Source organism: Rhodococcus sp. Leaf233 (genome assembly GCF_001426165.1).
Lineage (GTDB): Bacteria > Actinomycetota > Actinomycetes > Mycobacteriales > Mycobacteriaceae > Rhodococcoides > Rhodococcoides fascians.
On sequence record NZ_LMRO01000010.1, the window covers coordinates 449,776 to 472,210 of the forward strand.

The window sequence follows — 22,435 nt, forward strand, 5'->3', positions numbered from 1 at the left end:
ATTTGTCGGAAGGTTCAGCCATGATGGAGCTGTGTCAGACATACCGCGCCGTGGATCCACTCGTACCGCGAAACTAGCCAGCATTCCCCTGGGAATGGCCGGACGTGCCGCGATGGGCTTCGGAAAGAAGCTCGCCGGCGGAAACCGCGACGAGATCGACGCGGACATGGCCGCCAAAGCAGCCGAGCAACTCTTCTCCGTCCTCGGAGAGCTCAAAGGCGGGGCCATGAAGCTCGGTCAGATGCTGTCGGTGATGGAAGCCGCCGTCCCCGAGGAGTATTCGGAGCCCTACCGTGAGGCACTGACGAAGCTGCAGGCTCAGGGCCCGCCCATGCCGGCCAAGACAGTGCATCGCGTACTCGATCAACAACTGGGTACGGCGTGGCGATCACGGTTCGAGAGTTTCGACGACACCGCTATCGCCTCGGCCAGCATCGGCCAGGTCCACCGAGCCACGTGGGCGGACGGGCGCGACGTCGCGGTCAAGATCCAGTATCCGGGTGCGGACGACGCCCTGCGGTCGGACCTCAAGACTCTGTCTCGTTTCGCGAATCTGTTCAGCACGGTGCTCGCCGGTACGGACGTCAAGCCCGTGCTCGAAGAGCTGACGGCTCGCACCGAGGACGAGCTCGACTACCGTATTGAGGCAACCAATCAGCGCGCCTTCAGCAAGGAATTCGCGGGCGATCCTCGGTTCGCGGTACCCAAGATCGTTGCCAGCGCCCCGAAAGTGGTTGTGAGCGAATGGATGACGGGCAGGCCCCTGGCCAATGTGATCGCGCACGGAACTGCGGACGAGCGTAATCGAGCCGGCGAACTACTCGCGCGGTTCGCGTTCGAGTCTCCTGCGCGCGCGAAGTTGTTGCACGCGGACCCACATCCGGGAAACTTCATGATGCTCGACGACGGCCGAATGGGCGTCATCGATTTCGGGGCATGTGCTCCGATGCCCGACGGCCTGCCTCCGGTCCTCGGCCGGATGGTCGCACTCGCTCGTGACGACAAGTTCGACGAACTGGTCGAACTGTGCACCGAAAGTGGCTTCGTGGTGCCGGGTCGCACGGTGACGGAGAAGGAGATTGCCGATTACCTTCGCCCGTTCACAGACCCGATTCACACCGAGTCGTTTCACTTCACTCGGGCGTGGCTGCAGAAAGCGGCAGGCACCGCAGCCGATTTCAACAGCGCACAGTTCCGCACCGTTCGCTCGCTGAACATGCCGCCGGAGTACGTGATGATCTTCCGGGTACTGGGCGGCCTGGTGGGAATCTGCGCGCAGCTCGACGCCTATGCGCCGTACATGGCAATTCTGACGGAATGGTTGCCCGGCTTCACCGAGTGAATCACTCGGTGAAGCCGGACCTCCGGATCGAGCGTCATGCCGCGTTCTTACGTGGCCGTCCGCGAGGACGCTTGCGTGCGATGACAACACCCTGTTCCAGGATCTCGCCACCCCATACGCCCCATGGCTCGGCGCGATCCAATGCGGCGCTGAGACAGGTTCGGCGGATGGGGCATTCGGCGCACAGCGCCTTGGCCTGCTCCAATTCGGCAGGGGTGTCGGCGAACCACATGTCGGGGTTCGCCGCTCGGCAGGGCACCGACAGCTCGAGCTCCGCCGATTCGGCGAAACTTGTTGCTGCGTAGGTGCTTTCGGACTCTGGTCGGCATGTCGTCCGGATCGTGGCGGTTGACACGTCGGTCTCCTCTACTTTTCGTGCGGCGTCGTTATCGGTTCGAGGGGTAATGCGAACCATGTCGGCCTCACGCTCGGGTAGAGGATCTACCTGAACGACAAAGGCCACGGTCCGCGAGTGCGGGTCCGTGGCCTGGTGGCAAATCGAAGCGTCTACCTACAGTGAAGTCGGTATCTGCTGTCGAACACGGACGCGCGTGGTGCGCGGTGACGTCGATGGGTGTACACAGCGGGTGCTGCCAACGCCAGGACGCCGGGGGCGGAATTCGACCCGAGGGCTTCCGATGCGGACTGGTGCATCGGGCCGAAAGCGGTGGGACGAATCCACGTCTGCGCAACCGAGCCGGCGGCTACGGCCGCAGCAGCGGGCGTACCGACCAGCGCATCGCCGAAGGGCGTTGCACCGCAGACAGGGCTGAGCACGACGGTTGCTCTTGCACCGGCGATGTCGAATGTGTCGATCATGTTCTTCAGCTCCTGTTCTGGTCTCGTGGGCGGACTGGGCAGTGTGCGGTCTCCCGCGACACGAGAAACAGACTAAGCCCCCCGCCGAGATCTGCACAAGTTATTTTTGACCAGCAGTTTTACGGCAGCTGTTCGACGGACGGTTACCGGTCGGAGGACCGCACCACCGTGAGCACGTCCTCGCCGAAGCGCTCGAGCTTCTTGGCCCCGATTCCCGGTATCGCAACGAGTCCACGCTCGTCCTGCGGTTGCTGTTCCGCGATAGCAGTCAACGTGTTGTCACTGAACACGACGTATGCGGGCACCTTGAGTTCACGAGACTTGTCCAGGCGCCACGACTTCAACGCGTCGAGCAGGGCGATGTCCACGTTGGACGGGCAGCTATCGCATCGTCCGAGCATCGTGGCCGACGTCCCGATCAGCGGCTTACCGCAGATTCTGCACTTGGGCCCGGACCTCTTGGCCGCGGGTGCCGCGATGCGCGACGCGGGCGAATCCTCGGGCACCAATCCGACGAGGAATCGGGAGCGGCGACGCGACTTGCGCCCACCCTCGTTACGGGCCAGGGCCCACGACAGGTGCAGGTGGACCCGCGCCCGGGTGACACCCACGTAGAGAAGGCGACGCTCCTCCTCGACGGCGGCCTCGTTGTTCGCACTGGGATCGTTGCCGATCGCGTGAGATATCGGCAGCGTTCCGTCGGCAAGCCCGACGATGAACACTGCATCCCACTCGAGCCCCTTCGCCGCATGCAGCGAGGCCAGCGTCACGCCCTGCACCGTCGGTGGATGTCGCGCCTCGGCGCGAGCCGCGAGTTCACCGAGAAGTGAGTCGAGGGTCAGTTCGGGGTCGTGCAACAACAATTCCTCGGTGAGTTGCACGAGACCTCCCAGGGAGGCCCACTTCTCCCGCGCCTGCGCACCGGTCGGCTCGGTAGCGGTCAACCCCAGTGGAGCCAGCACGGCCCGAACCAGACCGGTCAGGCCGTCCCCGGAACGAGAGCCGTCGGGTAGATCGTCTCGGCCAGCAGCCTGGCGCAGTGCATTGACTCCCTGCCGCACTTCGGGTCGAGTGAAGAAACCCTCGCCGCCGCGAACCTGATAGGGAATCTTCAGCTCGGTCAGGGCCTGCTCGTGCGCCTCGGACTGCGCATTGATGCGGTACAGAATTGCGATCTCGGCAGGCTCGACGCCTTTCGAGATCAACCTCTTCACCGCGCGTGCCACTCCGTCCGCTTCGGCGGGCTCGTCGTCGTATTCGAAGAACTCCGGCTCCGGACCGGAATCACGCTGACCGATCAGCTGCAGCCGAGTGCCCGCAATGCGACCCCGCGCGGCACCGATCACGCGATTGGCCAACGACACGACCTCCGGTGTCGATCGGTAGTCACGTTCGAGACGGACAACCGTGGCCTCGGGATACTTGCGAGAGAAGTCGAGCAGGTAGCGAGGGGATGCTCCGGTGAACGAGTAGATCGTCTGATTCGCATCCCCGACGACGGTGAGGTCGTCACGATCGCCCACCCAGGCGTCGAGAACCCGCTGTTGGAGCGGCGTCACGTCCTGATACTCGTCGACGACGAAGCAGCGATAGCGTTCTCGGAATTCGTCGGCAACCGAGGAGTGCTCTTCGAGCGCCGCGGCGGTGTGCAACAGCAGATCGTCGAAGTCGAGCAACATGCCGTCGCCGCCGCGAGATTTGAGTTCTTCGTATCCCGCGTACACCGCAGCGACCTTGGCTGCGTCCATGGGCACGTCGCGTCGGTTGCTCGCCGCTATGCGCGGGTAGTCCTCGGGGGCGATCAACGAGCCTTTCGCCCACTCGATCTCGCCCGCGAGGTCGCGGATGGCGTCGGTGGAGGTGGACACGCCGGCCCGGTTAGCCGCCTGCGAGACGACGGTGAACTTACGGTCGAGCAGCTGCCACCCGGTGTCGCCGACGACCTGTGGCCAGAAATATTTGAGCTGGCGCATCGCGGCAGCGTGGAAGGTACGGGCCTGCACCGGAGGACCCTCTCCCCCGACGCCGAGTTCTCGAAGACGGCCGCGCATCTCACCGGCCGCCCGCGCGGTGAAGGTGACCGCCAACACCTGGCCGGAGGACACGTGCCCCGCGGACACGAGATGCGCGATGCGTCGAGTGATCGTGCGGGTCTTGCCCGTTCCTGCCCCGGCGAGCACACAGACCGGACCGCGAGGGGCCAGCACTGCCGCGGATTGCTCCGGATCGAGCCCGGCAGTCATCGCGTCGTCAGCCATGGGTCCATTGTGTCAGTGCCTACCGACAGCGATGTCCGGGCCCGACGCCGCCGAGACTCGCCGAGGCGGCCGTCACGGAACAATCACCTGCGCCCTGCTGTTGACTGTCTCCGTGACCACTACCGAGAACACCCCACAGACCCCGGCCGCGCTGACCGTCTACTCCACCACCTGGTGCGGGTACTGCCGCCGGCTCAAGACTCAGCTCGACGAGGCGGGAATCGCCTACTCCGAGATCGACATCGAGCAGAACCCCGAGTCCGCCGAGTTCGTCGGCAGCGTCAACAACGGAAACCACATCGTGCCCACCGTGCAGTTCGCGGACGGATCGACGGCAACCAACCCCAGTCTCGCCGAGGTCAAGCGCGCTCTGTCGCTCTGATCGAGCGTCAGGTCGTCGCTGCCCACGCCTCCAGCATCCCGCGAGCGATCGAGATGGATCCGGGAAGCAGCAATCGAGACGTCGACTCCGATCCCCAGTCGCCCAGTTCGAGGGCGGCGACGACCTCGGTCCGCTCGAACCAGTGCGCCTCGGCGATCTCGCCGTCCTGAAATGCGAGCGGCTGATCCGGGTCGGCGACGGCCGAGAAGCCGATCATCACCGAGCGCGGAAACGGCCACGGCTGACTGCCGAGATATTCGATGCCGGATACGTCCAGCCCCACTTCTTCCTTGATCTCTCGCGCGACGCAGGTCTCCAGCGACTCGCCGGCCTCGACGAATCCGGCCAACACCGAGAACCGACGTTCGGGCCACATCGGTGCGCGCGCCAACAGCACTCGATTCGCGCCGTCGTGAACCAGGCAGATCACCGCAGGATCGGTGCGCGGAAACTCTTCGTGACCCGAGGACGTGCTGGTCCGCGACCAGCCTGCAGCCGACGGAACGGACGGAGCGCCGTCGAGCGAGCTGAACCGCGCACTGGCGTGCCAATTGAGGATGGCCAGAGCCCCGGTGACCATCGACAGCGACACACTGTCGAGGCGCTCACCGTCGGTGCGCAGATCTCCCAACGTGCCCTGGACGAGTTCTACGCGCCGGGTCCACAGGTGACGATCTTCATGAATCCCGAGGAAGACCACGTCCTCGGTCGGTTCCGTGGCCACGTCTGCGGCGTCGACGAAGACCAGACCACCGTCGTCCACTGCGAATCTGCCGCGACCGTCCACGTCGAGTATGCGAGCCGTGGACCAACCGGCGGCCAGTGCCGCTGTGTCGCGGCGCAATTCCTCGGCCCGGTCGAGCGGTGATCGAGACAGTCGAGGTGGATGGACGAGCTGAAAATTCGGCACGCTCACGACCCTACTGGGCCTGCTCAGTCGGCCACGCGACGGATGTACAGCAGTCGGTCGGTTGCCTCGATCGCGTCGACCTCGGGTGATCCGACCCGGAACAGCTTGCCGCCGCGGACCACTCCCAACACGATGTCGGCCAGATGACGCGGTGAACCGCCCACCTCGTCCCGCTCCACCTCTCGCTCTGCGACGGCGAAGCCTGCCTCCGGGGTGAGAAGATCCTCGATCATCTCCACGACGGACGGTGTGGACGTGGCAATTCCGAGCAGCCGACCCGCAGTTTCGGACGAGACGACCACCGAGTCCGCACCGGACTGGCGCACCAGGTGCGTGTTCTCGGCCTCTCGGATCGCGGCGACGATCTTGGCCTTCGGAGCGATTTCCCTGGCCGTCAGCGTCACCAGGACCGCCGTGTCGTCGCGATTGGTCGCCACGATGATGGCCGCGGCATGTTGAGCGCCCGTGAGACGAAGCACATCGGACTTGGTGGCCGAGCCGTGGACGGTGACCAGACCCATCGCCGAGGCCGCGTCGAGCACGGTCTGGTCGGTGTCGACCACGACGATGTCCGAGGCCGACACTCCGTCGCCGAGCATCGCGTCGACTGCGGTTCGGCCCTTGGTACCGAAACCGATGACCACGGTGTGATTGCGCACGCTGCGTCTCCATCGCTGAATTTTGAATGCCTGTCGAGACCGCTCGGTGAGAACCGACAGCGTGGTGCCGACCAACAGAATGAGGAACAGGACTCGTAAGGGGGTGATGACCAGAATGTTGACCAGCCGCGCAGACGGACTCATCGGCGCGATGTCACCGTATCCGGTGGTCGACAGCGACACCGTCGCGTAATAGAACGCGTCGAGGAACGACAGCTCGCCGTTCTGATTGTCGCTGTAGCCGTCGCGATCGAGGTAGACGACGAACGCCGCGAGAAAGAGGATTCCCAACGCCATCAGAACCCGCTTGTAGATCGCGCTCCACGGGCTGGATTCGATTTCCGGAACCCGCAGCACACCTACCAGCGCGAAATCGGGCTTGTCGGTCAACGCGCCGCTGTCCCCCAGGCGCGTGCGCAACCTACCTCCCACGTCGCCCACCGAGGTGCTCACCGAAGTCGAGATCATTCACGGCACGCAGCGTAACCCCATGCCGCGCTTCCGCGTCGACAACCGACCGCTTCGAGCGGACCGGATGGGCGGATGCAGCACCGTGTGGCACGGTGTGTGCATGACACAGAGACCGAGTCAGGCCGCAGCGCTGCGTCTCGCGGGATTGCTCGCCGGCGCCGGAGTACTCCATTTCGTCACTCCCCAATTCTTCGATGCGCAGGTACCGACCGCCCTGCCAGGTTCGGCGCGGACGTACACCCAGGTATCGGGAGTAGCCGAGCTCGCTGTGGCTGCCACGTTGGCCGCACCCCGCACCCGTCGAGTGGGCGGTGCGTTGGCAGCGGGCCTGTTCGTCGCGGTCTTCCCCGCCAACATCAACCTCGCATGGAAGTACGTACGCAGCTCCAAGACGTCACCGGCCTTGAAGGCCGCCATGATCGCTCGTCTCCCCCTGCAGATCCCACTGGTCACCGAGGCTCTGAAAGCTCGTCGACTGGCACCGTAGTGTCGATGTCGTCCACGACGGGTCGACCTTCGAGCAACGCCGCCAAAGCTGTTGCGTCAGGCAGATTTTCGGGCGAGATGGTACGGCCGCTGCGGACGTAGTGAAACGCTGCACGGACGCGATCGAGCGGTACCGGCTCGGCACGACCGACGGACATCAGCTCCGCCCACGCAAGCCGGTACGCCGCCAGCTGCATCGCCACCGCCTGTTGCTCGGACGCCGACGGCTCGGCTCCGGTCTTCCAGTCGACGACGGTCCAGCCGCCGTCCGGGTCGGCGAACACCGCGTCGATCCGACCGCGCAGCACCGTTCCTGCCACCGATGTCTCGAACGGCACCTCCACCTCCACCGGGCTGCGCAGAGCCCAATCGGAGGCCTCGAATGCCCGCTGAAGAGTGTCCAGGTCCACATCGGCAGAAGCACCGGTATCGGCGGAGCCCGGTAGTTCGTCGAGATCGAGCAGTCGGGTCGCGCCGAACCGGCGCTCGATCCACGCGTGAAACGCTGTTCCACGGCGCGCCAACGGATTCGGGGGAAACGGAAGTGGCCGGCGCAGTCGCGAGGCGAGCGCATCCGGATCTGCTGCCAAGTCGACCAGCTGAGTCACCGACAGGTTCTCGGGTAGTGCGACATCGACCCCGGCAACGGCCCGCGCCGAGCGCTCGGCCAGCAAGGTCCGGACGTCGAAGCCCCACTTCTCCGGGTCGTCCTCGTCCTCGTCTTCGTCCGAATCATGGTGGGAGCCGGCCCTGTCGGCCAGGGCCCGCAGAACCTCGGCCGCACCACTCTCGATCGCGCCTCGCCGCGGCCCGAGCGGATCTCGCGGCCAGGATGCCGTATGCGGCTCGGCCCCCAACGGGTTGACGGCTCCGGCTTCGGGGGCCGGTGCCCACTGCTCGACCACCGCGACGGCGTCCTCTGCCGTCGAGGTGTACCGGTGGAGCTCGTCGAGAAACTCGGACGGGCCACGAGGCTTCGTGGACGTCTCGTCCCACTGATGCGCCGAGACCAGCAGCACCCGTTCGGTTCTGGTGAGTGCAACGTAGAACAGTCGACGATCCTCGGCGAGCCGACGCCGAGCGAGCGCATCCTTGTGCCGCTTGACGGCGTCCTCGAGGTCCTTTCGGTTGTAGAGGTCCTCGAGCTCGAGTACCGGTACCCCCTCGGAACCCTCACCGTCGAGAGCGCGGTCGCCGCGCAGGGACGGCGGCAGTTCGGCCATCGCCCCGAGCCAGGTCGACGAGGCGTTCGAGGACGGGAACACTCCGGTCGCCACGTGCGGTACGGCCACGACCTCCCATTCGAGGCCCTTCGCCGAATGCACCGTCAGCACCTGTACTCGATGCGGGGCGACATCGACCTCCCCCGGAGCCAACCCGTCCTCGACAGTCTCGGCCGCCGCGAGGAACGACAGGAATCCGGTGACCGTGGCCGTTGGATTGTCGGCGTAATCGGCCACCACATGGGCGAATTCGTCGAGATGCTCGCGCCCGACTGCCCCATCCACACCGAACGGTGTCCGCGCCTGCGCTTCGACGCCGATGCCCATGATACGTTCGATGTCGGCGACCAGTTCCGTCAGCGGCTGCCCGATACGGTCGCGCAACAGATGTAGTTCTCCGGCGAGCGCAGTGATGCGTCGGTGCCCGGCCTCCGAATATCGTTCGGCCGAACCTGGATCGGCGATGGCGTCGGCCAGACCGGCCTGCTCCGACTGTTCCCCCGGCAGGGCACTTCCGAGCGCGGCGTCGAGCGCCTGTGGGTCGTCGACACGGCCCGCGGTGCCGTAGCCGCCCCGAATCTCGAGCTCCTTGGCGCGCTGAGCGAGCGCCCGCAGATCGGCGGCCCCGATCTGCCATCGGGAGCCCGTGAGGATGCGCATGGCCGAGCTGCCCGCAGTCGGATCGGCCACCAGACGCAGCATCGCGATGATGTCGGCGACCTCCGGCACATGCAGCAATCCGCCGAGCCCGACCACCTCGACGGGTAGGCCACGGCTACGCAGCACCTCGGCGATCGGCTCGGCATCGGCGTTGCGCCGCACGAGTACCGCGGCACTGGGCGGAGGCCGGTCCAGTTCGAGGGCGTCGCGGTAGCGCTCGGCTATTCGGTCGGCGATCCATTCCCGTTCGTCGAGGACGGTGTCGGTGACGGCCAGCCGTACATCGCCGGGCACCGCGCCCGGCCGGGCCCGCAGGGTCGGCACCGGTACACCGACGCGGCGCAGGGGGTCGGTGATCAGATTGGCGAGAGCGAGTGCCTCGGGCGGGTTGCGCCAGCTGGTGAGGAGTTCGAGCCGCGGTGCCGGACTGCCGTCCGCCTGCGGGAAATCGGTGGCGAACCGCGGCAGGTTCGCCGCTGACGCCCCTCGCCACCCGTAGATCGACTGCATCGGATCGCCCACGGCTGTCAGCGCCAGGGTGGCATCGCTACCGGATCCGAACAGTGAGGACAGCAGCACCCGCTGGGCATGACCGGTGTCCTGGTATTCGTCGAGCAGAACGAGCCGAAAGCGTTGCCGCTCTGCGATTCCCACTTCGCGATGTTCGGCCGCGACCCGCGCCGCCATCGACATCTGCGAACCGAAATCCAGTGCCCCTTCGTGCCGAAGCGTCTGCGCAAGTCGTTCCACCAAGGGCAACAACGTGATTCGTTGATGTTGGGCATCGAGGATGTTGAGCAGCTCCTTGGTCGGCCCACCACGTTGACGTGGACCGGGGCCGAGTGTGTGCACCAGTTTCTCGAGTTCCACGTGCGCCTCGCGCAGCTGGTCGGGGTCCACCAGATGTTCGGCCAGCTGACCGGAGAGGGCGAGTACCGCCTCCGTCACCGACGTGGGATTTCGGTCGGTGTCGAGATCGCCGTCCCACGTGCTGACCACACGATGCGCGAGCTGCCACAGTTCGGTCTCCGACAGCAGCGTCGCGGAGGGCTCGATGGGCAGCAACAGGCCGTGCTCGGTGAGCAGTCGCCCGGCATACGAGTGGTAGGTGCTCACCTCCGGCTCCGCGGCGAGAATCCGTTCGCGCAGTGCCAGACTCGGATCCAGCGCGCGCACCAGATCCGACCCGGCGAGCCGCGCCAGCCGAGCGCGGATTCGGGACGTCAGTTGCTGCGCGGCCTTTCGGGTGAACGTCAGTCCGAGTACCTGATCCGGATCGACGAACCCGTTGGCCACCATCCACACCACTCGCGCGGCCATCGTCTCGGTCTTCCCAGCCCCTGCGCCTGCCACGACGAGCGTCGGACCGGGTGGGGCGGCGATCACCGCCGCCTGCTCGTCGGTGGGTGGGTGCTTCTGCCCGAGGGCGCGGGACAGTTCGACGGGTGAGACCCGCACGGTTGCGCTGCGCGTCGCCGAGGCGGTCACTGCTCGGTCACCTGCCGTCCTGTCTCGTGGGCCGGGCAACTGGATTTGACGGGGCAATGTCTGCACCCGTCGTTGACTCTGGCTTCGAAGACGGGACCCTGCGTCGCCGAGGCCGCCCGGTGGACGGTGTCTCGCCATTCCTCGAGTTTCTCCGGTGTCGGCACCTCCTGGATCCGCTGCGTCGCGCCGTCCTTGTTGTGCGGTTTGGCCACGAACACCAACCGAGCACCCCCGGGTTCGCCCGCGGGCTCACCTTCGATCGCACCCGCGGCAGCGGCGACCTGATACGTGGCCAATTGATGGTGGTTGCGCGCGTCTTCCTTGGACATCACCGTTTTGGCCGTCTTGACGTCGATGACGACCGGGCGGCCGTCCGGATCGTGTTCGAGCCGATCGATCCGGCCGCGCAGGGCGACCGCAGGCTCGTCCTCGGATCGGGCGGCCAGAATGCCGTCGACCTGTACCTCGACGCCCGCCTCGGTGAGCTCGCCTCGGGTGCCCTGCAGCCAATTCTCGAACGTGTCGAGCATCGCCCCGGTTCGATCGAGCTCGTGACGCGAGAACCACTGTGATCCGAGATCGACTGCATCCCACGCCGTCTCGAGTGCCCGCCTGAGCTGGTCCGGTGGGATCCGGCCTGCCACCGCCTGCACCAGAGTGTGCACGAGGGTTCCGGTGACGGCGTGAGTGTTGGTGCCGTCGTTTCCTCCGTGACGTTCGAGCATCCAGCGCAGCGGGCAGGTGGTGAGCTGTTCCACCGTCGATGGCGAGAGCGGGACCGGCCCGTCGCCGAGGTGCCACAGGGGCTCGCTGGTGCTGAGCCCCGCAATCCCGAACCACTCGTCGGGATGTGCGCCTCGGACGCCGGCCTCGGCGAGTGTGGCCAGGTGCCGCGCGGCGCGTGCTCGCTTGTCCGGATCATGTTCGGCAACAACGGGATCGCAGACGACCCCGCGAAGCTCGGCGACCAACATCGGTAATGCCAACACCCGGTGCGGGGTCGGCGGCTCGGAAACTTCGGGCAGCGGGACGGGATCTGCGTCGCCGTCGACTCCTCGGAGTTCGTCGACGAATCGGGAGCGAACCAGATCGGTATCGCCGGTGCTCGAGTCCACGGCAGTGACGAGCAGAGTGGAGCGCGCGCGACTGCACGCCACGAGGAAGAGCTTGCGTTCCTCGGCGAGTAGCGGTGCAGCTTTCGACAGTCGTCCGTCGAGGGCCGCAGCCGCGTCGACCTTGCCGGACACCAGATCGACGAGGGTGTCGGTTCCGAGGAGGCTGCCGCGCGCTCGCAGACCCGGCCACAGCCCCTCCTGAACCCCGGCGACCGCCACCAGTTCCCATTCGCGACCGGCTGCCGAGTGCGCGCTGAGCAGCGTCACCGCATCGGCCGGCGCAGTCGAACGATTCGAGCTCGAGGTAGGAATCTGTTGCTGCGCAATGTAATCGAGGAATCCGCCCAGCTGCGCGCGCGGCAGCCTGTCGACGTAGGCCGCCGCGGCGTCGAAGAGTGCGACCACCGCGTCGAGGTCTCGATCGGCCTGAGCACCCGCGGACCCACCCCACGCGGACGCGGCGGCCCAACGCCGCTCGAGTCCGGACGCCTGCCACGCAGCCCACAGCACGTCCTCGACTCCGCGGCCTTCCCGAGCCACCGCTCGCGCCTTACGAACGACGCTCAGTGCTCGTCGCAGCGGTGCCGCTTCCACGTCCGACAGACCAGTGATCCACCCGAACTTCTCTCGCGTCTCGCCGGTGAGAACGACTCTGAGCAGTTCGGCCGAATCGCGCTCGCCACCCGAGGCCAGTTCGAGTCTGCGGACACCTCGGCGCAGCCGCCGCAGACCTACCGGATCGGCACCCCCGATGGGGCCGGAAAGTAGAGCCAGCGCATCTTCTCCGTCGAACGACGGGTCGGAGATCGCCCGCAGCACCAGCAGCAAGCCCACCGCTCCGTGCTGGCGATGCAACGGCAACTCCGAAGCCGGGGTGATCATGGGGACACCGGCCGCGTGCAGAGCGCGACGCAGCGGCGCGACGGTACGCGGGACCGACCGCACGACGATCGCCATCTCGGACCAGGGCATTCCGTCGATCAGGTGCGCGCGTCGCATGGCGTCGGAGATGATCGCGGCTTCCTTGGCAGGCGAAGACACGACGTGTACCCGGGCCTCCGGCTCGCCGAACCGAGCCGTGGCCACCGGCTCGGGACTGCGGTGCCGACCGAGCCCGGGCAGTCGCCCCGCCACGATGTCGGTCAGTTCCGCCACTGCAGGCACCGATCGAAAGTTCCGCGTCAGGACCACCCGTCGAGGCGAGTCCGCATCGAGCAGATCGGCCACGAACGTGGGATCCGCTCCACGGAACGTGAAGACGGATTGATCGGGGTCCCCGGCGATCACGGTCGATTCGGTATCGGTGCCGATCAACCGAATCAGCTGCGCAGCTTGCGGATCGAGGTGCTGCGCATCGTCGACGACGAGATGCCGGATGCGGGCGCGCTCACTGCGCAGCAGATCCGGGTCGGTGGCGAACGCCATCAGTGCGCTGCCGATGAGCTCGGCCGCGTCGAGGCCCGGTGCCGTGGCCCCTGCGGCTTCGACGCCGACTGCGCCGCGCAGCAACATGGCTTGTTCGTATCGAGCCGCGAATTTGCCGACGGCGATCCATTCGGGCCTGCCGTGCGTGCGGCCGAGCTTGACCAGATCCTCGGGCCCGATTCCGCGTTCGGCGGATCGGAGCATCATGTCTCGCACCGCGGTGACGAATCCTGCGGTACCGAGAGCCGGGCGCAATCGATCCGGCCAGTCGGTTGCTCCGTCCTCGACGTCGCCCCGCAGCATCTCGCGGACCACCGCGTCCTGCTCGGCACCGGTCAGCAGTCGAGGAGGCGGATTGCCGTAGAGGGAGGCCTGCAACCTGAGTACCGCGAACGCATACGAGTGCACCGTGCGTACCAGCGGTTCGCGCGTGGCGCGCAGCGCGTGATCGCCGCTGAACAGACCGGCGGTGATCTGCTCGCGGAGCGTGATGGACGCGCGCTTCGACTGAGTGAGCACCAGGACCGATTCCGGATCGCCGGACACGATTCGGGAGACTGCGTAGTCCGCCACGAGCGCTGTCTTTCCCGAGCCGGGCCCGCCGAGCACCTGCCAGGGGTTCCATCGAGGAGCGCCCTGAGCCGCCTCCGCCGCCGAATCGGGAGTCCACGCCAGCAACCGGGCAGCGGAATCGGTCCACCGGCGGGGCGGCTGCGCCACCCTGGGTGCACGGACGAGGGTGACCGTCGCGCCGTGTCTGCCGTCCGTGCTCATGCGGGACATGCAATCACGCCCCACCGACACGAAGGGCCGTGCCCCGATCCGGCGGCCCGGGGGCGGCAGCCGACCCGTCCCCTTCGAAACCGGGGCCTTCGATGCGGCATAGTGGTTCACGTGCCCGAGTTGAATCTGCATACGTTCGGACCCGCAGACGGTCCCGAAATCCTCGCCGTTCACGGTGTGACCGGCCACGGTGCCCGTTGGTGGGACCTCGCCGAGAATCACCTGCCCGAGGCCCGCATTCTGGCTCCCGATCTGATCGGCCACGGCCGTTCTCCGTCCGTTCCACCGTGGGACATCGACGCTCAGGTCACCGCACTGAAGGCCGTGCTCGACGCCCATGCGCGCGGTCCGGTCGTGGTGCTCGGACATTCTTACGGCGGCGCGTTGGCCGTGCATCTCGCACAGCGGTTCCCGGAGGTGGTGCGCGCGCTGGTGCTGCTCGATCCTGCGATTGCCTTGCCGCCGGAGGAGCTGCTCGAGGTCGCCGAGGCCACTGCGAAGTCCCCCGATTACACCGACGCCGACGAGGCGCGTTCGGAGAAGATCCACGGGGCTTGGGCGGACGTGCCCACCGAGTTGCTCGACCGCGAGGTCACCGATCACCTGGTCCCTGCCGACGGCGGGAAGGTCGCGTGGCGAATGTCGATTCCGGCCATCGTTGCGACGTGGGGCGAGCTCGCTCGTCCGATCGTGGTGCCCGCCGAGAGCGTCCCGACCATCGTGGTGCGGGCCATGCGCGTCGAACCTCCTTATGTGACCGAAGAATTCGTGTCCGCGCTCCAAGACAAGCTCGGCGAGAACCTGCGCACCGTCGAACTCGACTGCGATCACATGGTCGGCCAGGCCAAGCCGGCCGACGTGGCCGAGCTGGTGCGATCCCTGCTGTAGATGGCTCCGATCACCGAGGCGCAGGTGGAGCGGGTACGCGCGTTGGTCGCGTCGATTCCCGTCGGTTCCGTTGCCACCTACGGGGACATCGCGGCGGCGGCCGACCTGTCCAGCCCCCGCATCGTCGGGTGGATCATGCGGACCGACTCCGCCGATCTGCCGTGGCACCGTGTCCTGGGTGCAAGCGGAAAGCCTGCGGCGCATCTGGCGACGAGACAACTCGAGACGCTGCGCGGTGAAGGTGTCGAGATCCGCGACGGGCGAGTGTCGCTGAAGTCCGTTCGCTTCGACTTCGGGGCGCTCCCCCAGCCTCCGACGTCGACCACTAATCTCGAAGGATGAACATCGGAGATCGGCTCGGGCAGTTCGATCCACGCCCTACGGCGAAGTTCGCCCTGTCCAAGGCGAGCACTTTCGTCGCCGCGGCCGGCCTGGTGATCGACGAGGTCTCGGGCACGCGGGTAGCGGGGCACATCGAGTTGACCGAGGAACATTTCACGCCCTGGGGCGTCGTACACGGTGGGGTCTATACCAGCGCTGTGGAAAGCGCCGCGAGCATCGGTGCGAGTGAGGCGGTCAAGGATCGCGGCGAGTTCGCGGTCGGAGTGCACAACGGAACCGATTTCCTGCGCGCCAGCAAAGGCGGACGGGTGGATGTTCTCGCGGAACCGTTGCAGCAGGGACGCGTTCAGCAACTCTGGCTGGTCACGATCACCGCGACCGACAGCGGTAAGACCATTGCGCGCGGCCAGGTTCGACTGCAGAACGTGCCGCTGCCGACGTGATGGGATCGCACCGGTGAGCGGCTCGTCGACCGAGCCGATCTGCGACGCCATCGTGCTCGCGGGTGGTCGTGGATCGCGAATGGCGGGCCTTGCCGGCTCGCCATCGGCAGAGGTCGACAAGCCCGCGCTCACGGTCGGCGGACGACGACTGGTCGACATTGCAGTGGCGGCCGTCTCGGACTGTCGCCGAACGGTACTGGTGGGCCCCACACGCGACGCAGTACCGGGTTCGGTTGTGCAGACCCGAGAGTCCCCCGCCGGCGGCGGCCCGGTGGCAGCTCTGGCCGCCGGACTCGAAACACTCGACGGGACAGCCGATCTGGTGGCAGTCGTAGCGTCGGACATACCGCTGCTGAATGCTTCTGCGGTGCAGTCACTGATCGATCAGTTCCACCGAGTCGAGACCGACGCAGTGTTCGCGGCCGACGCCACCGGTCGCACCCAGTTCCTGCTCGGAGTCTGGCGCTACAGCGCGCTGCGCTCGGCGGTGGCGGCGCTCGATACCGTAGAGGGCGCCCCGATGCGCGCACTCGTACCGAACGAGCACCGCGTCGTCACGGTTGCCGATATCGAGGACTGCGACACCCCTGCCGATCTGGTCGCCGCGCGCGCCGCAGCCTCGTCGAGATCGGAGGACGTACTCGACATCGACGCCGCGCACGAACGAATTCGACAGCGAGTAGCCGCCCTCCAGGTTCATCGAATTCCGTTGCAGGACACGGCTGGGACCGTGCTCGCGCAACCGTTGGTGGCGGCAACGGCACTGCCTGCGGTCGACATCTCCGCGATGGACGGATTTGCCGTGAGCGGACCCCCTCCGTGGACGCTGAGGCCCGATATCGCCTACGCCGGGACGTCCGGCATCGCCCGACTCGCCGACGGCAGCGCAGTACGCATCGCGACCGGCGCAGCGCTTCCTCCCGGTGCCACTGCGGTCGTTCGCGACGAACACGCGGTCACGACACCGGCCGGCGTGGTGGAACGCGCACCGACGGCGACGTCGACCGATGACACGCGTCGCCGCGGCGAGGACTGGCTTCCCGGAACGGAGTTGGTTGCCTCGGGTACCGCAATCGACACTGCTGTTCGGTCACTCGCCGCGAGCGCGGAGGTGACCGAACTCGATGTGCGGGGACCGGTTCGCGCACGAATTGTCATCAGCGGAAACGAGATTCGGGTATCGGGTCCGCTGGCACCCGGGGAGACCAGGGATGTACTCGGATCGGCGCTGCCGGAGTATCTGGCGCACTGTGGAATCGCCGTCGTGGACGCACTGCTGCTCGACGACACGGCGACCGCGTTCGCCGACCTCTTGGGAAGTACCGAAAACATCGACCTCGTGGTCGTGGTCGGAGCCACCGGAGGAGGTGCCGCCGATCAGCTACGCTCCACGCTCGCCGCCCTCGGTGCCGAAACCGTGGTCGGGCGAGTGCGCGTGCGTCCCGGCGGATCCCAGATCACCGCGACCCTGCCCGACGGTACGGTTGTCCTCGGCCTCCCCGGCAATCCGCTCGCGGCAGTGAGCACGGCGCTGCTGACCGCACCGGCGATCGTCGACGCGCTCACCGCTCGCATTCCGCGTTCACCGCGAACGGGGTTGTTGTCCAATGCATCCGAGGTTCGAGCCCCGATCCCTCGAATCGTTCCCGTGGTGGCCGACGGTACCCGCTGGCGAGCCGACGTCAAGGTCCGGACAGCTCATCTGGCGCACCTCGTCGGCCGTGATGCTCTCGCCGTGATACCCGCCGACGTCAGCGACGACGAGCCGGTGACAATCCTTCCGTTGCCGTACTGAATTCCGAACCGGCCAGCAGCCGAACACCCTCGTGGTACCGCTCGACGACGAGATCGACGATGGCCGGATGCACCCCGAGCGGCGCACCGACGCCGTCGGCTCCCACGTCGGCCAACCGATTGTGGAAGAGCCCACGAGCCAGCAGATAGCTCGCCACGAACACTCGATCGTGCCCGGCTTGCCGCAGCCCGGACACCGCCTGCGCGACGGTCGGCGTACTGGTGGCCACGTATCCGATCTTCACCGGTGTCCGAGCCGCGTCCGCGAGCATGGCTGCCGCGATCCGATGTTCCTGCAACGCACGAGGATCGGACGATCCTGCGGCCGCGAGCACGATGCTCTGGCCGGCTCGCCAGCCGGCGTCCCGGAGCCGATCGACCATCACTCGCGCGAGCACCGGGTCCGGCCCGAGGGCACGGGTGACGGCGACCGACGAGTGCGCACTGTCCGTGATCTCGCGCGGCACGTCGGTGTGGACGTGATAACCCGATGCCAGAAATGCCGGAACGACGACCGCCGATTCCGGAGTGTCGCGCAGTACCTCGGACGGGGACGGTCCCAGCACGTCGACGAAGGCGACACGCGTAGTACCGATCTGCTTCGAGACGGCGTCGGCGAGCGCGGCGACCATCTCCACACCGCGCGGGTTTCGAGTGCCGTGTGCGACCAACACCAAGGTGGGTTCCATCAGTACTTACTCCCCTCGCTCACGGCAACAGCCCCCGTGGGTTCGTGTGTATCGCAGTCGGATTCGGTCTCTATATAGTCCAACGCGATACGGTAGCCGCGTTTGACCACGGTCTGGATCGCCTTGGGTGCCCCCAGTGAGGAACGGAGTCGGGTCATGGCGGTCTCCACCGCGTGGGTATCGCCACCCCCTCCGGGCAACGAGGCCAACAGGTCTTCACGGGAGACCACGCGCCCCGGATTGCGACTCAACGTCTTCATCAGCGCCATCCCGGCCGGGGACACGGGCCGCACCTCCCCGTCGACCACCACACACCGTCCCCGAACACTGACCACATGCCCGCCTGCGTGCAGGCGACCGGTTCTCCTGGGCAGCTCCTCGGCGATGTGACGGGCGAGCGCTCCGAGGCGCGCACGCGCAGGCGCAGTGGTGGCAACCGACAGCTGTTCGAGCGGGGCTGCGGTGACCGGCCCCACGCACACCGGAAGCACTCGCGTACGCATCGACTGCAGCAGAGGCTCGAGTACGCCGTTCTCGTCGGCACGCATCAGCATCGACGCGACCGCCGGTGCCGAGGTGAAGCTGATGGCGTCGAGATCACCGACGACGACCGATTCGATCATGCGATCCATCGGACTCTGATCGTCGGGTGCCGTCCAACGGTAGACGGGCACCGGCACCACTTCGGCTCCGGCGCAACGCAGTACCTCGCAGAAATCCGGAACCGGCTCCCACTCGGTGGTCGCGCCGTGAAGTTGTACCGCTATGCGTTTGCCCTCGACGCCCTCGGCGAGCAGATGTTCGAGCACTTCGGCGGACGACTCGGAGGCAGGCGACCATTCTTCACGTAGATCCGCCGCGCGAATGGCACCGGTAGCCTTCGGACCGCGCGCCAACAGTCGCGACGCACCCAGAGCACGACCGAGTTCTTCGGCTCGCCCCCAACCGTCGGCGGCCTCGATCCAGCCACGAAAACCGATTCCCGTGGTGGCGACGGTGATCTCGGGTGGTGCAGCGATGATCGCCGCGGTGACGCGTTCCAACTCTGCGTCGTCGGCGAGCGGGATTATTCTGATCGCAGGCGCGTGCATCACGCTGGCCCCACGCCGCTCGAGCAAAGTCGCGAACTCCTCGGCGCGACGCGACGCCGTCACCCCGACGGTGAACCCGGCCAGAGGCATGTCCGCCCCGGCATTTTCGGTCACGTAGATCCGCCGCGGACGAGCACGACACCCTCGACCGTGGCGACCTCGAACGAGCCGAGCGAGACCTCCGCATCGTCGAGGCAACGTCCGTCGACGAGAGAGAACACCTGCTTGAGCAGCGGAGACGCGACGGTGGGCTCGCCGCCGCGGTCGCCGACCAGACCACGTGACATCACTGCAGCGCGGCCGTAGGGATCGATGTTGCCGACCGCGAACAGCCGTCCGTCGTCGAGTAAGAACAGTGCCGCCTGGGTGCCGCCGCGCAGCAGCACCGCCACCCCGCGACCCGGGATGAGAGCATCGAGGGTGCAGGCCGGGGTCCAGTCTCGCGAAAGATCGTTCGGTACCGAAGTATGTGAATCGATGACAGTCATGGCGTACCTCCTGGTCAGCTATTTGACGCTGCCCGTGTTTCTTGGCCGTTAAGCGGCGATTACCCACCTGTGCACATGCGCTCAGGTTCGTGACCTGTCGGTTGTCAGGAACCCGTCACTCGAGCACGTCACGCGCCGATGCGCGGCATCCCCATCAGCACGGGCACCTTGCGTGCGCCGGACTCGTCGAACGCGATGGTCGGATCGGCCTCGGCCGGAGCGTTGACGAAGGACACGAACCGTCCGAGCTTCTCCTCGTCCTCGAGCACCCCTGCCCATTCGTCCTTGTAGCCGGCGACGTGGCGTGCCATGTCTGCCTCGAGTTCTGCGCCGATGCCCAGGCTGTCCTCGCAGACGACGGCTTTGAGGTGGTCCAATCCCCCATCGAGCGATTCCAGCCACGGTGCGGTGCGTTGCAGGCGGTCCGCGGTGCGGACGTAGAACATCAGATAGCGGTCGATGTAGCTGACGAGTGTGGCGTCGTCGAGGTTGGACGCGAGCAACTGGGCGTGCTTGGGCGACTGGCCACCGTTGCCGCCCACGTAGAGATTCCAGCCACCTTCGGTGGCAATGATGCCGACGTCCTTGCCGCGGGCTTCGGCGCACTCACGTGCGCAGCCCGACACTCCGAACTTGATCTTGTGCGGCGAGCGCAGTCCGCGGTACCGGTTCTCGAGGTCGACGGCCATTCCCACCGAGTCCTGAACACCGTAGCGGCACCAGCTGGACCCGACGCAGCTCTTGACCGTACGCAGCGACTTTCCGTACGCCTGACCCGATTCCATGCCTGCGTCGACGAGCCGCTTCCAGATTTCGGGAAGCTGTTCGACGCGGGCACCGAACATGTCGATGCGTTGCCCGCCGGTCACCTTGGTGTACAGCCCGAAGTCGCGGGCGACCTCACCGATGACGATCAACTGCTCGGGCGTGCACTCCCCTCCCGGCATCCGAGGCACCACCGAATAGGTGCCGTTCTTCTGGATGTTGGCCAGGAAGTGGTCGTTGGTGTCCTGCAACGACGCCAGTTCACCGTCGAGAATGTGATCCGACGAGGTGGACGCGAGAATCGAGGCCACGACGGGCTTGCAGATGTCGCAGCCGGCACCCGATCCGTACTTGGCGATCAACGACGAGAAAGTTCGGGTGTTCGTCGCCCGCACGATCTCGAACAACTCGGCCCTCGACTGAGAGAAGTGCTCGCACAACGACTTCGACAGCACCACTCCCGATGCCGCCAGCAGCGATTTGATCGACGGCAAGCATCCTCCACAGGTGGTGCCTGCCGTGGTGCAGCTCTTCACCGCGGCCAGATCGCACGCACCGTCGGAGATAGCCGAGCAGATCGCACCCTTCGTCACACCGTTGCACGAGCAGATCTCGGCGTCGTCGGGAAGCGCTCCGATGCCGACCTGCTCGGCCGCCGGAGAGATCAACGAACCCGGATCGCCCGGCAATTCGCGTCCGACGAGCGGCCGGAGCAACGAGTACGCCGATGCGTCGCCGACGAGGATGCCGCCGAGCAACGTCTTGGCGTCGTCGGTGACGACGAGCTTGGCGTAGGTGCCCTTGGGTGCGTCGCTGAAGACCACCTCGAGCGCACCCGGAGTTGCGGCCATCGCGTCACCGAAGCTCGCCACATCGACGCCCATGAGCTTGAGCTTGGTCGACATGTCCGCTCCGGGGAACTCCGCTGCGCCGCCGAGCAATCGGTCGGCCACCACCTCGGCCGTCGAATATCCGGGCGCGACGAGTCCGTAGCATCGGCCTTCGACCGCAGCACATTCGCCGATGGCGTAGACGTCGGGATCGGATGTGGTGCAACCGATGTCGACCAGAATACCGCCGCGCTCGCCGACCTCGAGGCCGCTTTCGCGAGCCAGCCGGTCCTGCGGTCGTACCCCGGCGGAGAACACCAGCAGCGCCGCGTCGATCGTGTCCCCGTTGCTCAGCTCGACCGTCAACCCGGCGCTGTCGTTCTCGGTGATCGACGACGTGCCCACTCCCACATGCACGTTCAATCCGAGATCGGTGACGAGGCGGGCCAGTAGCGCACCGCCGCCTTCGTCCACCTGGAGCGGCATCAACCGCGGCGCGAACTCGATGACGTGCGGCGTCATGCCCATCTTCTTCAACGCGTTCGCCGCTTCGAGTCCGAGCAGGCCGCCGCCGACGACCACGCCCACGGCTCCCGGTCCAGCGGCGTCGGCGCGCGCACGGATCCTGTCCAGGTCGTCGAGGGTGCGGTAGACGAAGCACGCGGGCAGGTCGTGTCCGGCGATCGGCGGGACGAACGGGTAGGAGCCGGTGGCGAGGACCAGCGCGTCGTAGTCCACGGTGTCGCCGGCCGAGGTGACGACGGTTCGGTGGTCACGGTCGACGCGTTCGGCCCGTACCCCGGTACGCATCTCGACGAGGGAGTCCCCCGGATAGTCGTTGCCCGCCAACGCAAGTTCCTTGTGGTCCCAGGCACCGACGTAGGACGACAGACCTACCCGGTCGTACGCCGGCAGAGCTTCCTCGCACAGGATCGTGATCTTCCACTCGGCACCCTCGTCGCGCGCCCGCAGCGCCTCGACGAACCTGTGCCCTACCATTCCGTGCCCTACCACTACCGCGTTCTTCATTGCGGGTCCTTCCGATTTCGTTGCCGTGCAGAATGTTTCGAGCGCGCCTGCACCG

The 22,435-nt window shown here is 66.7% G+C and carries 18 protein-coding genes; 7 read left to right on the top strand and 11 right to left on the bottom strand.

Translation table 11 applies throughout. From position 1 onward, the window contains the following. Positions 1–31: 31 nt before the first annotated feature. On the top strand, positions 32–1,342 hold the full coding sequence (locus ASH04_RS17760; RefSeq protein WP_057474135.1) for an ABC1 kinase family protein: 1,311 nt from the start codon (positions 32–34) through the stop codon (positions 1,340–1,342). 34 nt (positions 1,343–1,376) lie between these two features. Here ASH04_RS17760 and ASH04_RS26980 read toward each other — a convergent pair whose 3' ends face one another. The 3 genes from ASH04_RS26980 to ASH04_RS17775 form a co-directional block, all read right to left on the bottom strand. Beyond that, the gene (locus tag ASH04_RS26980; RefSeq protein WP_027496555.1) at positions 1,377–1,697 is read right to left on the bottom strand and encodes a WhiB family transcriptional regulator; all 321 of its coding nucleotides are present in this window, start codon (positions 1,695–1,697) and stop codon (positions 1,377–1,379) included. 152 nt (positions 1,698–1,849) lie between these two features. Continuing rightward, positions 1,850–2,161 (bottom strand): hypothetical protein, encoded by a 312-nt coding sequence (locus ASH04_RS17770; protein WP_032366326.1) that lies wholly within the window; start codon positions 2,159–2,161, stop codon positions 1,850–1,852. Positions 2,162–2,304: 143 nt separating this feature from the next. Further along, entirely contained in the window at positions 2,305–4,419 is a 2,115-nt protein-coding gene (locus ASH04_RS17775; protein ID WP_032372680.1) for an ATP-dependent DNA helicase UvrD2, read from the bottom strand. 112 nt (positions 4,420–4,531) lie between these two features. Between ASH04_RS17775 and ASH04_RS17780 the strand changes: the two genes are divergently transcribed. Beyond that, complete coding sequence (locus ASH04_RS17780) at positions 4,532–4,801, top strand: mycoredoxin (protein ID WP_032366324.1); 270 nt, start codon at positions 4,532–4,534, stop codon at positions 4,799–4,801. Between the two features lie 7 nt (positions 4,802–4,808). Here the strand turns inward: ASH04_RS17780 and nudC are convergent, their stop codons facing one another. After that, positions 4,809–5,711, bottom strand: a complete 903-nt coding sequence (gene nudC, locus ASH04_RS17785; protein WP_032391659.1) for an NAD(+) diphosphatase — start codon at positions 5,709–5,711, stop codon at positions 4,809–4,811. A 23-nt stretch (positions 5,712–5,734) separates the two neighbouring features. Continuing rightward, positions 5,735–6,802 carry a potassium channel family protein gene (locus ASH04_RS17790; RefSeq protein ID WP_027496550.1) on the bottom strand — a complete coding sequence of 356 codons (1,068 nt, stop codon included), beginning with the start codon at positions 6,800–6,802 and terminating at the stop codon, positions 5,735–5,737. 139 nt (positions 6,803–6,941) lie between these two features. Here ASH04_RS17790 and ASH04_RS17795 point away from each other — a divergent pair, with 139 nt between their 5' ends. Next, the gene (locus ASH04_RS17795) at positions 6,942–7,328 is read left to right on the top strand and encodes a DoxX family protein (protein WP_032370928.1); all 387 of its coding nucleotides are present in this window, start codon (positions 6,942–6,944) and stop codon (positions 7,326–7,328) included. On the opposite strand, the gene ASH04_RS17800 is transcribed toward ASH04_RS17795, so the two are convergent. Continuing rightward, positions 7,291–10,698 carry an ATP-dependent helicase gene (locus ASH04_RS17800; RefSeq protein WP_057474136.1) on the bottom strand — a complete coding sequence of 1,136 codons (3,408 nt, stop codon included), beginning with the start codon at positions 10,696–10,698 and terminating at the stop codon, positions 7,291–7,293. The genes ASH04_RS17795 and ASH04_RS17800 overlap by 38 nt on opposite strands. Continuing rightward, positions 10,695–14,021, bottom strand: a complete 3,327-nt coding sequence (locus tag ASH04_RS17805; RefSeq protein WP_057474137.1) for an ATP-dependent helicase — start codon at positions 14,019–14,021, stop codon at positions 10,695–10,697. The genes ASH04_RS17800 and ASH04_RS17805 overlap by 4 nt, the downstream gene beginning before the upstream one ends. Before the next feature lie 111 nt (positions 14,022–14,132). On the opposite strand from ASH04_RS17805, the gene ASH04_RS17810 reads away from it, so the two are divergent. Genes ASH04_RS17810 through ASH04_RS17825 form a run of 4 tightly spaced genes read left to right on the top strand, consistent with a single transcriptional unit; the run spans position 14,133 to position 17,489 of the window. Next, entirely contained in the window at positions 14,133–14,909 is a 777-nt protein-coding gene (locus ASH04_RS17810; protein ID WP_057474186.1) for an alpha/beta hydrolase, read from the top strand. Further along, positions 14,910–15,251 carry an MGMT family protein gene (locus tag ASH04_RS17815; RefSeq protein WP_027496546.1) on the top strand — a complete coding sequence of 114 codons (342 nt, stop codon included), beginning with the start codon at positions 14,910–14,912 and terminating at the stop codon, positions 15,249–15,251. Next, positions 15,248–15,694 carry a PaaI family thioesterase gene (locus tag ASH04_RS17820; RefSeq protein WP_228139195.1) on the top strand — a complete coding sequence of 149 codons (447 nt, stop codon included), beginning with the start codon at positions 15,248–15,250 and terminating at the stop codon, positions 15,692–15,694. The genes ASH04_RS17815 and ASH04_RS17820 overlap by 4 nt, the downstream gene beginning before the upstream one ends. Before the next feature lie 13 nt (positions 15,695–15,707). Next, on the top strand, positions 15,708–17,489 hold the full coding sequence (locus ASH04_RS17825; RefSeq protein WP_268793683.1) for an NTP transferase domain-containing protein: 1,782 nt from the start codon (positions 15,708–15,710) through the stop codon (positions 17,487–17,489). On the opposite strand, the gene ASH04_RS17830 is transcribed toward ASH04_RS17825, so the two are convergent. From ASH04_RS17830 to nirB, 4 genes are all read right to left on the bottom strand, one after another. Continuing rightward, the gene (locus tag ASH04_RS17830) at positions 17,446–18,180 is read right to left on the bottom strand and encodes a sirohydrochlorin chelatase (RefSeq protein ID WP_057474138.1); all 735 of its coding nucleotides are present in this window, start codon (positions 18,178–18,180) and stop codon (positions 17,446–17,448) included. The genes ASH04_RS17825 and ASH04_RS17830 overlap by 44 nt on opposite strands. Continuing rightward, entirely contained in the window at positions 18,177–19,358 is a 1,182-nt protein-coding gene (locus ASH04_RS17835) for a uroporphyrinogen-III synthase (RefSeq protein ID WP_052073814.1), read from the bottom strand. The genes ASH04_RS17830 and ASH04_RS17835 overlap by 4 nt, the downstream gene beginning before the upstream one ends. A 20-nt stretch (positions 19,359–19,378) precedes the next feature. Beyond that, entirely contained in the window at positions 19,379–19,756 is a 378-nt protein-coding gene (gene nirD, locus ASH04_RS17840; protein ID WP_027496542.1) for a nitrite reductase small subunit NirD, read from the bottom strand. 128 nt (positions 19,757–19,884) lie between these two features. Continuing rightward, a complete protein-coding gene (gene nirB / locus ASH04_RS17845) occupies positions 19,885–22,380 on the bottom strand; it encodes a nitrite reductase large subunit NirB (RefSeq protein WP_057474139.1) in 2,496 nt (831 codons plus the stop codon). Positions 22,381–22,435: the final 55 nt, after the last annotated feature.

What these genes read in the sequence shown, in the direction of transcription:
- ASH04_RS17770 (WP_032366326.1), bottom strand. Translation starts at nt 2,161, where the DNA reads ATGATCGACACATTCGACATCGCCGGTGCAAGAGCAACCGTCGTGCTC.
- ASH04_RS17775 (WP_032372680.1), bottom strand. Translation starts at nt 4,419, where the DNA reads ATGGCTGACGACGCGATGACTGCCGGGCTCGATCCGGAGCAATCCGCG.
- ASH04_RS17795 (WP_032370928.1), top strand. Translation starts at nt 6,942, where the DNA reads ATGACACAGAGACCGAGTCAGGCCGCAGCGCTGCGTCTCGCGGGATTG.
- ASH04_RS17805 (WP_057474137.1), bottom strand. Translation starts at nt 14,021, where the DNA reads ATGTCCCGCATGAGCACGGACGGCAGACACGGCGCGACGGTCACCCTC.
- ASH04_RS17815 (WP_027496546.1), top strand. Translation starts at nt 14,910, where the DNA reads ATGGCTCCGATCACCGAGGCGCAGGTGGAGCGGGTACGCGCGTTGGTC.
- ASH04_RS17820 (WP_228139195.1), top strand. Translation starts at nt 15,248, where the DNA reads ATGAACATCGGAGATCGGCTCGGGCAGTTCGATCCACGCCCTACGGCG.
- ASH04_RS17835 (WP_052073814.1), bottom strand. Translation starts at nt 19,358, where the DNA reads ATGCCTCTGGCCGGGTTCACCGTCGGGGTGACGGCGTCGCGTCGCGCC.
- nirD (WP_027496542.1), bottom strand. Translation starts at nt 19,756, where the DNA reads ATGACTGTCATCGATTCACATACTTCGGTACCGAACGATCTTTCGCGA.
- nirB (WP_057474139.1), bottom strand. Translation starts at nt 22,380, where the DNA reads ATGAAGAACGCGGTAGTGGTAGGGCACGGAATGGTAGGGCACAGGTTC.